At 76.0% G+C, this 14291-nt stretch carries 14 protein-coding genes and 1 pseudogene; 6 read left to right on the plus strand and 9 right to left on the minus strand.

Annotated features, from left to right (window positions below; all coding sequences use genetic code 11):
• From AB0I21_RS30265 to AB0I21_RS30275, 3 genes are all read right to left on the minus strand, one after another.
• Nucleotides 1-1260 (minus strand): ABC transporter permease (locus AB0I21_RS30265; protein ID WP_360566229.1); only part of this gene is annotated, 1260 nt, incomplete at its 3' end.
• Between the two features lie 5 nt (nucleotides 1261-1265).
• Nucleotides 1266-2039, minus strand: a complete 774-nt coding sequence (locus tag AB0I21_RS30270) for an ABC transporter ATP-binding protein (RefSeq protein WP_360566231.1) — start codon at nucleotides 2037-2039, stop codon at nucleotides 1266-1268.
• Between the two features lie 17 nt (nucleotides 2040-2056).
• A complete protein-coding gene (locus tag AB0I21_RS30275; RefSeq protein WP_360566233.1) occupies nucleotides 2057-2194 on the minus strand; it encodes a hypothetical protein in 138 nt (45 codons plus the stop codon).
• 131 nt (nucleotides 2195-2325) lie between these two features.
• Between AB0I21_RS30275 and AB0I21_RS30280 the strand changes: the two genes are divergently transcribed.
• A complete protein-coding gene (locus AB0I21_RS30280; protein ID WP_360566235.1) occupies nucleotides 2326-2526 on the plus strand; it encodes a hypothetical protein in 201 nt (66 codons plus the stop codon).
• Here the strand turns inward: AB0I21_RS30280 and AB0I21_RS30285 are convergent.
• The 3 genes from AB0I21_RS30285 to AB0I21_RS30295 are packed head-to-tail and all read right to left on the minus strand — an operon-like array spanning nucleotide 2523 to nucleotide 6720.
• Entirely contained in the window at nucleotides 2523-5411 is a 2889-nt protein-coding gene (locus AB0I21_RS30285; protein WP_360566237.1) for a BTAD domain-containing putative transcriptional regulator, read from the minus strand. The two genes, AB0I21_RS30280 and AB0I21_RS30285, sit on opposite strands and share 4 nt — an antisense overlap.
• Before the next feature lie 41 nt (nucleotides 5412-5452).
• Nucleotides 5453-6526 (minus strand): NAD(P)-binding domain-containing protein, encoded by a 1074-nt coding sequence (locus tag AB0I21_RS30290; RefSeq protein WP_360566238.1) that lies wholly within the window; start codon nucleotides 6524-6526, stop codon nucleotides 5453-5455.
• Nucleotides 6523-6720, minus strand: a complete 198-nt coding sequence (locus tag AB0I21_RS30295; protein WP_360566240.1) for a heavy-metal-associated domain-containing protein — start codon at nucleotides 6718-6720, stop codon at nucleotides 6523-6525. Before AB0I21_RS30295 ends, AB0I21_RS30290 begins: the two co-directional genes overlap by 4 nt.
• Before the next feature lie 188 nt (nucleotides 6721-6908).
• On the opposite strand from AB0I21_RS30295, the gene AB0I21_RS30300 reads away from it, so the two are divergent.
• Nucleotides 6909-10118, plus strand: a complete 3210-nt coding sequence (locus tag AB0I21_RS30300) for a heavy metal translocating P-type ATPase (protein WP_360566242.1) — start codon at nucleotides 6909-6911, stop codon at nucleotides 10116-10118.
• 56 nt (nucleotides 10119-10174) lie between these two features.
• Here AB0I21_RS30300 and AB0I21_RS30305 read toward each other — a convergent pair whose 3' ends face one another.
• Nucleotides 10175-10681: a helix-turn-helix domain-containing protein gene (locus AB0I21_RS30305; protein ID WP_360566372.1), complete on the minus strand. Its 507-nt coding sequence runs from the start codon at nucleotides 10679-10681 to the stop codon at nucleotides 10175-10177.
• A gap of 59 nt (nucleotides 10682-10740) precedes the next feature.
• On the opposite strand from AB0I21_RS30305, the pseudogene AB0I21_RS30310 reads away from it, so the two are divergent.
• Both AB0I21_RS30310 and AB0I21_RS30315 read left to right on the plus strand, forming a co-directional pair.
• Nucleotides 10741-11019: pseudogene (locus AB0I21_RS30310) on the plus strand (hypothetical protein); the annotation flags it as partial.
• 86 nt (nucleotides 11020-11105) lie between these two features.
• Entirely contained in the window at nucleotides 11106-11624 is a 519-nt protein-coding gene (locus AB0I21_RS30315; RefSeq protein ID WP_360566244.1) for a hypothetical protein, read from the plus strand.
• Here the strand turns inward: AB0I21_RS30315 and AB0I21_RS30320 are convergent.
• Entirely contained in the window at nucleotides 11618-12202 is a 585-nt protein-coding gene (locus tag AB0I21_RS30320) for an XRE family transcriptional regulator (RefSeq protein WP_360566246.1), read from the minus strand. The two genes, AB0I21_RS30315 and AB0I21_RS30320, sit on opposite strands and share 7 nt — an antisense overlap.
• Nucleotides 12203-12268: 66 nt before the next feature.
• Between AB0I21_RS30320 and AB0I21_RS30325 the strand changes: the two genes are divergently transcribed.
• Nucleotides 12269-12874 carry a class I SAM-dependent methyltransferase gene (locus AB0I21_RS30325; protein WP_360566248.1) on the plus strand — a complete coding sequence of 202 codons (606 nt, stop codon included), beginning with the start codon at nucleotides 12269-12271 and terminating at the stop codon, nucleotides 12872-12874.
• A 41-nt stretch (nucleotides 12875-12915) separates the two neighbouring features.
• Here the strand turns inward: AB0I21_RS30325 and AB0I21_RS30330 are convergent, their stop codons facing one another.
• A complete protein-coding gene (locus AB0I21_RS30330) occupies nucleotides 12916-13485 on the minus strand; it encodes a DUF1349 domain-containing protein (protein WP_360566249.1) in 570 nt (189 codons plus the stop codon).
• A 100-nt stretch (nucleotides 13486-13585) separates the two neighbouring features.
• Between AB0I21_RS30330 and AB0I21_RS30335 the strand changes: the two genes are divergently transcribed.
• Nucleotides 13586-14278 carry a type 1 glutamine amidotransferase domain-containing protein gene (locus AB0I21_RS30335; protein ID WP_360566251.1) on the plus strand — a complete coding sequence of 231 codons (693 nt, stop codon included), beginning with the start codon at nucleotides 13586-13588 and terminating at the stop codon, nucleotides 14276-14278.
• The last annotated feature ends 13 nt before the right edge of the window (nucleotides 14279-14291 follow it).

Consider the following 14291-nt stretch of genomic DNA (forward strand, 5'->3'; position numbering starts at 1 on the left):
GACCCCGGCGACCCCGGCGGCGGCCGCGACCGCGCCGGCGACGGTGCGGGCGGCGCCGATCGGCTCGGCGGCCGCCGACCGGCGCATCGCCGCGACCGGGGCGACCCGGGCGGCGCGGCGGGCCGGGCCGTATGCGGCCAGCACCGTGACGAGCACGCCGACGGCAAGCGACACCAGCACCGTGCGGGCGGTGATCACCATCGCGCCGTCCGGCAGCGCGATGCCGAACGCGCCGGCCAGGCCGCGCAGCCCGATCGCGGCGCCGATGCCCGTGCCGAGGCCGAGCGCCGACGCGGCGACGCCGACGAGGAACGCCTCGCCGAGCACCGAGCCGAGCACCTGGCGGCCGGTGGCGCCGGTGGCCCGCAGCACGGCCAGCTCGTGGGTGCGCTGGGTGACCACGATGGAGAACGTGTTGGCGATGAGGAAGGCGCCGACGAGCAGGCCGGCCGCGGCCAGCGCCAGCAGCATCACCTCCAGGTAGCCGACCTGGTTCTGGGCGGCGGCGGAGGCGGCGGCCGCGACGTCGCGGCCGGTGGTCACCTCGTAGCCGGAGCCGAGCGCGGCACCGATGCTGCGCCGCAGCGCGCCGGTGTCCACGCCGTCGGCCGCCGTCACGGCCAGCTCGGTCACGCCGTCGCCGAGCCCCAGCATCCGCTGCGCGGTCGGCAGGCTGACCAGGGCCACCGTGCTGTTCGGCAGGCCGGGCCGGTCACCGAACCCGGCCAGGCCGACGACCTGCGCGGTCAGGTCGGTCTCGGCGTGGACGGTGACGGTCTGCCCGAGGGTGATGTGGTGGCGATCGGCGGTGGCGGCGTCGATGACCACCTCGCCGTCGGCGGCGGGTGCCCGTCCGGCGCGCAGCGTGAACGCGCCGACCGGCGGCGGGGTCCAGGACTGCAGCAGGGACGGGCCGGAGGGGACGATCGCGGTGCCCCCGGCGACCAGCAGGCCCTGCCCGCGGACGACCGGTTCGGCGCCCGCCACACCCGGCAGGGCCCGGACCTGGGCGACCGTCGCCGCGCTCAGCGGGTCGCGTTCGACCTCGACGCCCATCGCCGAGTCGAAGGCCGCGGCGTCGCGGACGGTGAGGTCGGTGCCGGCCGTCGCGGTCCGGAACTGGTCGTCGAGGACCTGCCGGGAGGTGTCGGTGAGGACCAGGGTGCCGCTGACGAAGGTGACGCCGAGGACGACGGCGAGCATGGTGAACGCCAGCCGGGCCCGGTGGGCCAGGGCGGTGCGCAGGATGAGACGCCACATGGTCGTCAGCGCTCCTTCCGGGTGGTGGTGACGGTGTCGAGGCCGGACATCCGGGACAGCACGGCGGCGACGGTGGGCTCGGCGAGCTCGTCGACGACCCGGCCGTCGGCGAGGAAGACGACCCGGTCGGCGTACGCGGCGGCGTGCGGGTCGTGGGTGACCATGACGATCGTCTGCCCGAGGTCGTGTGCGGCGTGGCGGAGGAAGTCCAGCAGCGCCTCCCCGGAGCGGGAGTCGAGGTTTCCGGTGGGTTCGTCGGCGAACACGATCTCGGGGCGGGTGACGAGCGCCCGGGCCACCGCCACCCGCTGCTGCTGGCCACCGGACAGCTGCGCGGGCCGGTGGTGCAGCCGGTCCGCCAGGCCGAGGGTGGTGACCAGCCGGTCCACCCAGACGGCGTCGGGCCGGCGGCCGGCCAGCCGCAGCGGCAGCGCGATGTTCTCGGCCGCGGTGAGCGTCGGCACCAGGTTGAAGCTCTGGAAGACGAACCCGATCCGGTCGCGGCGCAGCAGGGTGCGCTGCCGCTCGCTCAGGCGGGTCACGTCGGTGTCGCCGAGCAGGACCTGGCCGGCGTCGGCGTCGTCCAGCCCGGCGAGCGTGTGCATGAGGGTGGACTTCCCGGAGCCGGACGGGCCCATCACGGCGGCGAACTGCCCGGCCGGGATGGTCAGGGTGGCGCCGTCGAGGGCGCGCACCGCCGTGTCGCCCCGCCCGTACGTCTTGACGACGGCACGGGCCTCGACGGCGATGGTGCGGTGGGGTGCGGTGCTGATGCTCATGGACGTGGCTCCTCAGATCAGGATTCGGCCGCGGCGGTACGCCGGCGGACGGGGATGCGGATGCGTGCGCGGCGGGCGGAGCGGTACGCCTCGGCGTCGCGGACCAGGTCCGCGTGGCGTTCCCGGACGTAGTCGGTGAGGAAGAGGGGATGCACGACGGACCTCCTGGCGTCGTCGGCGGTGTGCTGACACGCCGAAGACTCGCGGCGCCGGCTGTCCGTGCCCTGGCCGCCCGCTGAGCGGCGGCGGACAGCGGGCGGACAGCGGCCCGCGGCACGCTGTCCGCATGCGTGACGAAGTGACTGTCGCGGTGCCGCCCGACCTGTGCCGGCGCTGCGTGCGGCTGCTCAGCCGGCACGTCAGCGACGTGCCGGGCGTGGTGTCGCTGCAGGTGGGCGAGGGGCTGCTGGCGGTCTCCGGCGACGTGGACGCCGCCGAGGTGCGGGCGGCCCGGGACCGGGCCGGCTTCCCGGTGCCCGGAGGCTAGTGGCCGGTCACCGGCAGGTCAGCGGCGGTGGCCTCGGCGTAGGCCGCCCGGAGCTGGTCGCGGGCCCACGGGAACTCCCGGTCCTCGAGGAGTTCCAGGGCCCGCCGCAGGTCGTCCGCCGCGGCCGTGGCGTCGCCGCGGGTCAGGGCCAGCCGGGCCCGCCCCCAGGCCGCCCACGCCGGGTTGCGCGGGTTGCGGACCCGCCGGGCGATCTCGTCGGCCTCGGCCAGCTCGGCCGGCACGCGCTCGGTCTCGCCCAGGTCGAGCCGGGTGTGCGCCAGGTGCACGAGGGCGAACGCGAGGCCGTGCAGCGAGCCGAGCGCCCGGCACTCGTCGGCCGCGGACCGCAGCTGGGTCAGCGCCTCGTCGAGGCGGCCGGTCTGGCGCAGCGCGACGCCCAGGTGGGCGCGGGCGGCGCTGCTCATCATCCGGTCGTCGGCGGCGCCGAGCAGGTCGAGGCTGCGCCGCCAGTCGCGCACCGAGTCCTCGAACTCGCTGCACCGCAGGTTGATCAGCGCCTCCACGTAGTAGGTCATGGCGTGCCACCAGCCGCCGTCCTGCTCGCCCAGGTCCTCGCGGCTGCGCCGGATCAGCGCCCGGTGCTCCTCGGGGTCGCCGCCGTACTGCCCCTCGAAGGCGACGACGATGCGGGAGACGGCGGCCTCGTGGTCGAGCCCGAGTGCGGTGAACAACGCGAGGCTTTCGCGGGCGGCGGCCCGTGACTCGGGCGTGGGGTAGTAGACGTACAGCAGCGCCAGCCCCTGCAGCGCGCGGGCCCGGGCGGCGTCCGACCCGCCGCGCTCCAGCAGCGCGGTGATGGCGCGGACGCCCTCGTAGCGGGGTCCGTAGTTCCAGAACGGCACGAGGGCCGCGGCGAGGCGCAGGCCGGGCTCCGGCGGCTCGGCGACGCGCTCGACGCAGAACTCGATGGCGGCGCGCAGGTTGTCCTGGTCCTCCACCAGCAGGTCCCACGCCGGGCCGGTGTAGCGCACGAGCGGGCCGTGCTCCTCGGCCATCGCGATGTAGTGCGCGAGGTGCCGCCGCCGGCAGTCGTCCTCCTCGCCGGCCTCGCGCAGCTTCATCCACGCGTACTCGCGGATCGTGACCAGCAGCCGGAACCGGCCGGTGTCCGGGTCGGCGGTCACCAGGGACTGGTCGACGAGGCGGAACAGCAGGTCCGCGACGTCGGCGGGCGCGCTGCCACCGAACCCGCACACCTGCTCGGCCGCGTCCAGCGTCCAGCCGCCGCGGAACACGGCCAGCCGGCGCAGCAGGCGCCGCTCGCCCTCTGGCAGCAGGTCGTGGCTCCAGTCGATGGTGGCGCGCAGCGTGCGGTGCCGGGCCTCGCTGCTGCGCGGCCCGGCCGTCAGCAGCGCGAACCGGTCCCGGAGCCGGTCCGCGATCTCGGCCGGGGGCAGCGCCTTGGCCCGGGCCGCGGCCAGCTCGATCGCCAGCGGCATGCCGTCGAGCCGGCGGCAGATGGCCGCGACGGCCCGCGCGGCGCCGGCGTCCAGCTCCAGGCCGGGCCGCACGCTGCGGGCGCGGTCCAGGAACAGGCGGACGGCGGGGGAGGCGGCGATCTCGTCCGGGGCGGCGGTCTCGTCCGGCACGGCGAGCGGGCCCACGGCGACCTGGGTCTCCCCGGCGACGGCCAGGGCCTCCCGGCTGGTGGCCAGCACCCGAACGCCGGTGGTGGCCTGCAGCAGGTGCTCGACGACGGTGGCGGTGGCGTCCACGACGTGTTCGCAGTTGTCCACCACGAGCAGCGCCCGCCGCTGCCGCAGGTGCTCGGCGACGGCCTCGGCGGCCGGCGCACCGGGGCCGGGGGTCTGCACGCCGAGCTGGGCGGCGAACGCCCCGGCCACGTCGGCGTCCGGGGCGAGGGCGGCGAGCCGGATGATGTGGACGGTGTCGGCGATCGCCGGCTCGACGAGCCGCGCGGTCTCCAGCGAGAGGGTGGTCTTGCCGACGCCGCCGGGGCCGGTGAGCGTGACCAGGCGGGCGGCGCGCAGCTCCCGCAGCGTCGTGCGGAGGTCCGCGTCGCGCCCGAGGAACGACGACAGGCGAGCGGGCACGGCCACCGACGCGGCGGGCCTCGCCGAAGTGGCCGGCTTCGCCGGTGCCGCCGGTGCGGCGGACGGAATCTGCTGGCGCAGGATGGCTTCGGTCAGCGCCCGCAGGTCCGGTGACGGGTCGATGCCGAGCTCCTCGGCGAGCCGGTGCCGCAGCCGCTGCTCGACGGCGAGCGCGTCCGCCTGCCGGCCGGCCCGGTACAGCGCCAGCATCAGCAGCCGGTGCAGCCGCTCGCGCAGCGGGTGCTCCGCCACCATCGACTCCAGCTCGGCCACGACCGCGGCGTGCCGCCCGGTGTCCACCAGCAGCTCCAGCCGGTCCTCCAGCGCGGCGAGCCGCAGCTCCTCCAGGCGCAGCCGCTCGGCGCGGACCCAGTCCGTCTCGCCGACGTCGGCGAGCGCCGGCCCGCGCCACAGGCCCAGCGCCTCGTCGTACGCGGCGAGCGCCGCCTCCTGGTCGGCGGCCGTGCGGGCCCGGGCGACCGCCGTGTCGAAGCGGTGCGCGTCCACCGCCTCCGGCGGCAGGGTGAGCTGGTAGCCCGGGGCGCGGGTGGTGAGCACGGCCGCGTCGAGTCCGGCGGACGCCAGCACGCGGCGCAGCTTCGACACGCGGATCTGCAGCGCGTTCGCCGCGTCGGCGGGCAGCTCCTCGCCCCACAGGGCGTCGGTGAGGGCGTCCGCTGACATCACCCGGCCCGGCGACCCGGCGAGCCGGGCGAGCAGCGCGCGCACCGACGGCGCCGGGGACACCGCGGCACGGCCGGGTGCCTGGACCTCGACCGGTCCGAGCACCCGGATCAGCAGCTCTGACATGTCTCACCCATGGTGCCGACGATCATACGTGCGGCGGCGGGTCAGCCGGTTCGTACAGCCGTCCGGTAGCGACCAGCCGCGGCGGCGGCGTGCCCGGCGATGACCTCGGCGTCGCGGCCGACCCAGCCGAGCACGGCCGAGCCGCGGGCCCGCTGCCACGGCAGCCCGACGAAGTACAGGCCGGGCCAGTCCGTCACGCCGCCGCGGTGCACCGGCGCGCCGCGGCCGTCGAGGACCGGCACGTGCATCCACGGGTAGCTCGGCCGGAACCCGGTGGCCCACACCACCGCGGCGACGGGGTGCCGGGTGCCGTCGGCGGACACCAGCGCGTCCCGTTCCGCGTCGACGACCCGTCCGGTGCGGCGAACGGTGCGCAGCAGGCCCCGCACGTCCGTGCCGATGACGGGGTTCTGCGCCCGGATCCGCGCGCCGATCCCGCGTTCCCCGGACAGGCCCATCGTGCCCAGCCGGGAGAACCACCAGAAGATGTCGCGGCCGAGCAGCCGCTGCGGCAACACCGGGCCCAGCTCGTCGTACGCGATGGTGACGCGCCGGCCGGCCGCGGCGAGCTCGGCGGCGATCTGCACGCCGGTGTTGCCGGCCCCGACGACCACGACGTCGCCGTCCGGGATCCCGGCGGGGTTGCGGTAGTCGCTGCTGTGCAGCTGGACCACCGACGGGGCGAGCCGGGCGGCGACCGCCGGCACGCTCGGCGTGTGGAAGGCGCCGCCGGCCACCACGACCTGCCGTGCCGTCCACTCGCCGGTGCCCGTCTCCGCGACGAACCCGCCGTCCGTGGCCGGCCGGAGCCCGGTCACCGCGCAGCCGGTGTGCACCGGCAGCGCGAAGTGCTCGGCGTAGCCGGCCAGGTAGTCGGCGACCTCGTCCTTGCCGGGGTGGCCGTCCGGGTCGCCGGGGAACGCCAGGCCGGGCAGCGCGTCGAAGCGGCGCGGGGTGAACAGGGTCAGCGAGTCCCAGCGCCGCCGCCAGGCGTCGCCGACCCGCGGGTGGGCGTCGAGGACGGCGCAGCCGATCCCGGCCCGGCGCAGGTGGTAGCCCGTCGCCAGACCGGCCTGGCCGCCGCCGACGACCAGCGTGTGCACGTCGGTGCTCATCGGGCGGCCTCGTAGCCGGCCTCGGCGATGGCGGCACGGATCACGCCGTCCTCGCCGCCGGCGACCCGGACGGTCCTGCCGGTGATGTCGACGTCGACGTGGCGGACGCCGGGCACCGCCGCGACCTCCTGGCGGATGGCGGTGGCGCAGTGGCCGCAGGTGATGCCGGGCACGGAGAACAGCTGCTCGGTCATGGTGGCTCCTCTCGGGTGGCGCCCCGTGGCGGGGCGCCGGACGTGCCATCACCGTGCGGGCCGCCGCTGTCCGCCGGCTGTCCGTCCGGGCCCCGGTCCTGTCCAGTGCACGGCCAGCCCGCGGACAGCGGGTGCCGGCAACGTCTGCGGCATCGGCCCGCGCGGCGGGCCCGACGAGGGAGGACGACATGACGACACCGACGGCGGTCTCGTGCCGGCTCGACATCGGTGGCATGACCTGCGCCTCGTGCGTGGGCCGGGTGGAGAAGGCGCTGGTCCGCCTCGACGGTGTCGAGGCGGCGGCGGTGAACCTGGCGACCGAGGTCGCGACCGTCACCTACGACCCGGCCCGCGTCGGCGCGCACGACATGGCCGAGGCGGTCCGGGCGGCCGGGTACACCGCGACGCCACCCGCGGTGCGGCAGCCGGCGGGTCAGCCGGCCCGGCGCACCGAAGCACCGGTCGACGACCGCGACCGGGAGCTGGCCGGGCTGCGGCGGCGCTGGCAGGTCGCGCTGCCGGTGGGCCTGGCGATGATGGTGCTGATGTACGTGCCGTTGCCCATCGACACGATGGACTGGCTGATGCCGCTGCTGCTGGTCATCGCGTCGGTGGTGCAGGTCTGGGCCGGTGGGCCGCTGTTCGCCGCGGCGTGGGCGGCCGCGAGGCACCGCGCGGTCACCATGAACACCCTGGTGGCGTTGGGCACCACCGTCGCGTACGGCTACAGCGCGTTCGTCACCCTGTGGCCGGCGACCGCGGAGCGGGCCGGGCTGCCGCTGCACGTGTACTTCGAGATCTCCGTGGTGGTGCTCGCGCTGGTGCTGATGGGCCGGTGGATGGAGGCGCGGGCGATGCGCCGGGCGGGCGCGGCGATCCGGGCGTTGCTGGACCTGCAGCCGCCGACCGCCCGGGTGGTCCGCGGCGGGACCGACACGCAGGTGCCGCTCGCCGAGGTCGTGGTCGGTGACCTGGTGCGGGTCCGCCCCGGGGAGAAGGTGCCGGTCGACGGCGTCGTGACCGAGGGCGCGTCCGCGGTCGACGAGAGCGTGGTCACCGGGGAGAGCCTCCCGGTCGACAAGACCGCGGGGGACCGCCTGATCGGCGCCAGCATGAACGGCACCGGGTCGCTGCTGATGCGGGCGACCGCGGTCGGCGCCGACACCACCCTCGCGCAGATCGTCCAGCTGGTCGAGCGGGCGCAGGGCGCCAAGGCGCCGATGCAGCGGCTGGTCGACCGGGTGTCGGCCTGGTTCGTCCCCGCGGTCATCGCCACGGCGCTGCTCACGTTCGCCGGTTGGGCGGTGTTCGGCCCGGACGGCGAGGCGCTCACGCTGGGCCTGGGCACGGCGATCGCGGTGCTGATCATCGCCTGCCCGTGCGCGCTGGGCCTGGCGACCCCGACCGCCACCATGGTGGGCACCGGCAAGGCGGCCGAGCTGGGCATCCTGCTCTCCGGCGGGGAGGCGCTGGAGCAGGCCCGGCGGTTGACGACGGTGGTGCTGGACAAGACCGGCACGATCACCCGTGGCCGTCCGGCCGTCACCCGGGTCCGCACCGCCGGCGCGCTCACGGCCGACGAGCTGCTCGCCCTCGCCGCGTCGGCCGAAGCGGGATCCGAACATCCGCTGGGCGAGGCCATCGTCGCGTACGCGCGGCAGCGGGACCTGACCGTCCAGGCGGCGCGGTCGTTCACCGCGTTGCCGGGCCACGGCGTCGAGGCGCGCGTCGGGGACCGGGCCGTCCTGATCGGCAACGCCGCGCTGATGCGCCGCACCGGGGTCGCGGTCGCGGCACTGGCCGCCGAGGCGGACCGGATCGCCACCGAGGGCGGCACCCCGATGTACGTGGCGGTCGACGGCGAGCCGGCCGGGCTGATCGCCGTCGCCGACACCGTCAAGCCGGAGTCCCGGGAGGCGGTCGCCCAGCTCCGGGCGCACGGCCTCGACGTGTGGATGCTCACCGGGGACAACCCGTTGACCGCCGCGGCGGTCGCCCGCGAGGTCGGCATCGAGCACGTCGTCGCGGACGTGCGGCCCGAGGACAAGGCCGCGCACATCGCCCGGCTGCGGGACCGGGGCGCGGTGGTGGCGATGGTCGGCGACGGCATCAACGACGCGCCGGCGCTGGCCCGGGCCGACCTGGGGATCGCGATCGGCACCGGCACCGACGTGGCGATCGCGGCGAGCGACATCACGCTGGTCGGCGGCGACCTGCGCGGCATCGTCTCGGCGATCGCGCTGTCCCGGCGCACGGTCACCACGATCAAGCAGGGCCTGGTGTGGGCGTTCGCCTACAACGTGCTGCTCATCCCGATCGCCGCGGGCCTGCTGTACCCGGTCACCGGCACCCTGCTCGACCCGTCGCTGGCGGCCGCCGCGATGGCGATGAGCTCGGTCAGCGTCATCACGAACGCGGCCCGGCTGCGCGGTTTCGACGCCGCCCGCACCGGCCTGTGGACCCGGCTCGGCGACTACGCCTACCTGACCGGGATCGCCGTGCTCGCGGTGAGCGTGGGCGCCGGGCTGACCGTGCTGAGCCGTACCGAGGCCGCCGGCCGCGGCATGAACGGCGTGCTCGCCTGGGCGCAGACTACTGGCATGCCGATGCGGCCCGCGATGAGCGTCATGATGACCACGGACACCCCGCTGCGGCCGGTGGCCGAGGACGACGTCCGGGTGCTGGTGGACGTGCCGGCCGGCGCGCTGCCGGGCCGGCCCACCACCGCGCGGATCCGGATCTCCGACGCCGTCACCGGCCGGCCGGTCACCGACGTCGGGCGTAGCCATGAGGCGTGGATGCACTTCATCGTCACCCGCGACGACCTGGGCACGTTCCTGCACATCCACCCGGAGCCGACGGGGACGCCCGGCGAGTTCCGGACCGAGCTGACGTTCCCCACCGCCGGCCGCTACCTGATCCACACCGAGTTCCGCCGCCGCGGCCAGATGAGCGACCTGATCGACCGGCACGAGGTGGTGGTGGACGGCCCCCGGCCGGAGCCGGCCGGACCGGCGGGGCCGTCGCCGCGCACCCAGGTCGTCGGCGGGCTGCGGGTCACCCTGGACGGCGACGCGAAGCTGGGCGGGAACACGTTCACGTACAGGTTCGCCGACGCCGCGACCGGCGCCCCGGTGACCGGGCTGCGCCCGTTCCTGGCCGTGGCCGGCCACGTCGTGGTGATGCCGCTGGACGGCTCCGGCTTCGCCCACGAGCACGCCGAGGCCACCGATGAACGGCGGCGGCCGGTGTTCGCGCTGCCGTCGGCGCGGTTCGGCCCGGACCTGACGGTGCACGCGGACCTGCCCCGGCCGGGCCTGTACCGGCTGTGGGGACAGTTCCGGGACGCCTCGGGCACGGTCCGGACGACCACGTTCACGGTCGAGGTCGAGCAGTAGGTCCGACAGGCGAGGCCCTCCGGGATCCCGGAGGGCCTCGCGAGGTCGCCGTGGGTTCAGTCCGCCGGCATCAGGATGGTGGTCAGCAGCCGGCGGGTGCGGCCTTCCGGTGGCAGCGCCGCCCGCCGGGCGGCCGCCTCGCGCTGCTCGGCGATCAGGCCGGTGAGCTCCTCGTCGGTCAGGTGCAGCGCCAGCTGCCGGTAGCCGACCAGGTCGCGGCCCAGGTCGACGTCGCCGCGGGCGAGATAGCGGTCGAAGTCGGCGAGCAGGCCGGCGGTGAAGGCGGCGAACGCGGCGCGGTGCTGCTCGACGGTCAACCGCGTGGCCGCCTCGGGGCCGACGACCATGGCCTCGCTGTGCAGTCGGTAGGTGCGCTCGGCGGCGCCGCGCACCCGGCGCTCCTCGACCACCTCCAGCACGCCGGCCTCGGCCAGGGTGGCCACCTGCCGGTAGAGGGTCGCGGTCGCCACGTCGGGGAGCAGCTCGCGCAGCCGCAGCGTGGTGAGGTCGCGGCCGCCGAGGAAGGCCTGCACGATCCGCAGCCGGACCGGATGCAGCAGCAGCTCCGCACCTCGCGGGCGCGCTGATCCTGCCCGGCGGTGCCGGGCCGTTCCCCGCGGCGGTGCTGGTCAGCGGGTCAGGGCCGGTCGACCGCGACTCGAACGCCCCGAGGCTGGCGATCGACGCCACCCGGCAGCTGGCGCACGCCCTGGCCCGCGCCGGCATCGCCACGCTGCGCTACGACAAGCGTGGCGTGGGCGGAAGCCGGCTGCTGCGCGACGGCACCGTCGAGGGCAAGGACGGCTGGATGCGGGCCGGGCTCTTCGACAACGCCGACGACGTGGTCGCCGCGTTCACCGCGCTGGCGGAGCGCCCCGACACCGACGCAGGGCGGCTGTTCCTCGTCGGGCACAGCGAGGGCGCGACCCTGGTGACCATCGCCGCCGCCCGCACGTCGCACGCGCCGGCCGGCCCGCGCCGGCCGCGGTGGTGCTGCTGGCCGGCGCCGCCCGTCCCGGCGACGCCGTGCTGCGCCGGCAGGCGGGCATGCTCGCCCCCACGCTGCCGGCCCCGGTCCGCGGCCTGCTCAAGCTGCTGCGCACCGACCTGGTCCGCCAGGTCAGCCGCAACCACGACAAGATCCGCGCCACCGGCACCGACGTCGCGCGCATCGGCGGCGCGAAGATCAACGCGAAGTGGTTCCGCGAGTACCTCGACCACGACCCGCGCGACGACCTGGCCCGGCTGGGGATGCCCGTCCTCGCCGTCACCGGCGGCAAGGACCTGCAGGTCGACCCCGCGGACCTGGCCGCGATCGCCGAGCTCGTGCCCGGCCCGGTGCAGACCTGGGCCGCCCCGGACGTCACCCACCTGCTGCGCACCCGGCCCGGCGCGCCGTCGCTGCGCGCCTACAAGGAAGAGGTCCGCCGCCCGGTCGATCCCGCCGTCCTCGACCGCGTCGCCGGCTGGCTGGCCGACCAGGGCGCGGCCGCGGACACTCACTGACCGCCGGGGCGGGGCGACAGGTGGGCGCGCTCACCCTGGGGGCCGAACATGGTGAGCACCTCCGCGGGGTGGGGGCCGGCGCTGCCGATCCAGTGGGGGGTGCGGGTGTCGAACTCGGCCGCCTCGCCCGGGCCGAGCCGCAGGTCCTGCGTGCCGAGCACGAGCCGGACGTGGCCGTTGAGGACGTAGAACCACTCGTGCCCGTCGTGGGTCCGGAGCTGCACGGTGCGGGAGCGGCCCGCCGGTGGATAGATCACCTTGTACGTCTGGACACCGCCGGGACGGTTGGTCAGCGGGATCACCGTCATGCCCGCTCGGCGGACGGGGCGCAGGTGGATGCGGGGGTCGCCGGTGGGCGGCGCGGCGACCAGGTCGTCGAGCGGGACACCGTGGGCGCGGGCCAGGGGCAGCAGCTGCTCGAGGGTGGGGCGGAGCTTGCCGGTCTCCAGGCGGGACAGGGTGCTCGCGGTCAGGCCGGTCTCGGCGGCCAGGCCGGCGAGGGTGGCGTTGCGGGAGCGGCGCAGCGCGCGCAGGCGCGGCCCGACCCCGGCGAGCACGTCGTCCTCGGCACCACCCATGCCACCAGCATGCGGATCCGCAACAAGAGTTGCAACCAGGCAACGGGCGCCGCGACGCTGGACGGCATGAGCGAGGCCGAACACTTCTGGGACGAGCACTACCGCACGCACAGCGCGCCCGGGCAGCGGGCCAACCCGCTGCTCGTCGAGACCGCCGGGCAGCGCACCCCCGGCACCGCGCTGGACCTCGGCTGCGGGGCCGGCGGTGACACGTTCTGGCTCGCGCGGCACGGCTGGCGGGTCACCGCCGTCGACGTCTCCGGCACCGCCGTCGAGCGGATCCGGGCCCGCGCCGGCGACCTCGACGTGACCGCCGAGCGGCACGACCTGGCGACCAGCTTCCCGGGCGGGACGTTCGACCTGATCTCCGCGCAGTACCTGCAGACCCCGCTCCCGCTGGACCGCGCCCGGGTGCTGCGGACCGCGGCGGCGGCGCTGCGCCCCGGCGGGCTGCTGCTGGTCGTCGACCACGGCTCGATCGCGCCCTGGTCGTGGAACCAGGACCCGGCCACGCGGTTCCCCACACCGGACGAGGCCGCCGCCGACCTGGCGCTCGACCCGGCACGATGGGTCAAGCGCCGGGCTGACATGCCGCAGCGCGTGGCGACCGGCCCCGGCGGGCAGACCGCCACCGTCACCGACAACGTCCTGCTGATCGAGCGGACCGGGTAGCTACAAGACCCGCCTGTGCATCGCGACGTCGCCTTCGGGCGTCACTCGAGGTTGTCCCGCGACATCGGCGGGCCGATCCGCAGGTCGCGGAACGTCGCCTCGAGGCCGGCGCCCTCCGGCGAGCAGCACATGACCCCGACGTCCACCGTCTCGGGCAGGTCGAGGTGGCCGAGGCGCAGCAGCTGCCACGGCCCGTCGCCGGCTCGGCAGTGGACGGTCAGCGCCCTGCCGAAGCGGCTCACCCGCACGGCGGTCTCGGCCGCGGCGCCGGCGACCGGCGCCATCGACACGTCGGAGCACCCGCGGGTGAACACGGTGCCGACGTGCAGGGCGCCCGACGTGAGCTCCACACCGGTCTTCAACCAGGTGCGCTCGTCGGCGCGGACCATCATGCCGGCCTGGTCGAAGCGGGTCGTGTGCCGCGCGGACACCCGCACCTCGGCGGTGAAGTCGCCGGACACCGGCCGGTGGAAGAAGTGCCCGTTGTCGGTGGTCCAGCCGTAGAACGTCTCCCGCCAGAAGTCGGTGCGCGGGCCGGCGACGGCCCGCAGGACGCCGTCCTCGACCGACCAGCTCGGAGGCTCGTGCAGCCAGGTCATGGTGTCCAGCACAGCGACGAGCGTAACCGTCCCCGCCCGCGGCGGGGGCCCCGGCGGGGAGTCACTCCTCGAGGTGGTCGCCGGGGCGCCGGGAACGGGGACGATTCAGAGCATGGGAAAGATCCTGTTCGTGATGACCGGGGCGAGCTACTGGACGCTCAGGGACGGCACCAGGCACCCGACCGGCTACTGGGCCGAGGAGTTCACGGCGCCGTACGCCGCGCTCACCGGCGCCGGGCACGAGATCGTGGTGGCGACACCCGGCGGGGTCGTGCCGCACGTGGACGTGATGAGCCTGCGCCCGGCGATGGCCGGCGGCGAGCAGGTCGCCCTGGAGCAGGAGGGTGTGATCCGCGGGGCCGGGGAGCTGCGGCGGCCGGTCGCGCTCGCCACCGCCCGCCTCGAGGACTACGACGCGGTGTACTACCCCGGCGGGCACGGGCCGATGGAGGACCTGTGGCAGGACGCGGACTCGGGACGGCTGCTGACCGCCGCGCTCGCGGCCGGCACGCCCCTCGCCGTGGTCTGTCACGCGCCGGTCGCCCTGCTCGCCACCCGGCGCGACGGGGTGTCGCCGTTCGCCGGGTACCGCGTCACGGCGTACACCAACGACGAGGAGGAAGCCGTCGGGCTGGCGAGCCGGGCGAGGTGGCTGGCCGAGGACGAGCTCGTCGCCATGGGCGTCGAGTTCAGCCGGGGCGAGGTCTGGAAGCCGTACACGGTCGTCGACCGCAACCTGTACACCGGCCAGAACCCCGCCTCCGCGGGACCGCTCGCGCGGCAGCTGCTCGACGGGCTTTCCTGAGCCGGTTGAACGC

The organism is Dactylosporangium sp. NPDC050588, from assembly GCF_040654975.1.
In the GTDB taxonomy this organism is placed as follows: Bacteria; Actinomycetota; Actinomycetes; order Mycobacteriales; family Micromonosporaceae; genus Dactylosporangium; species Dactylosporangium maewongense.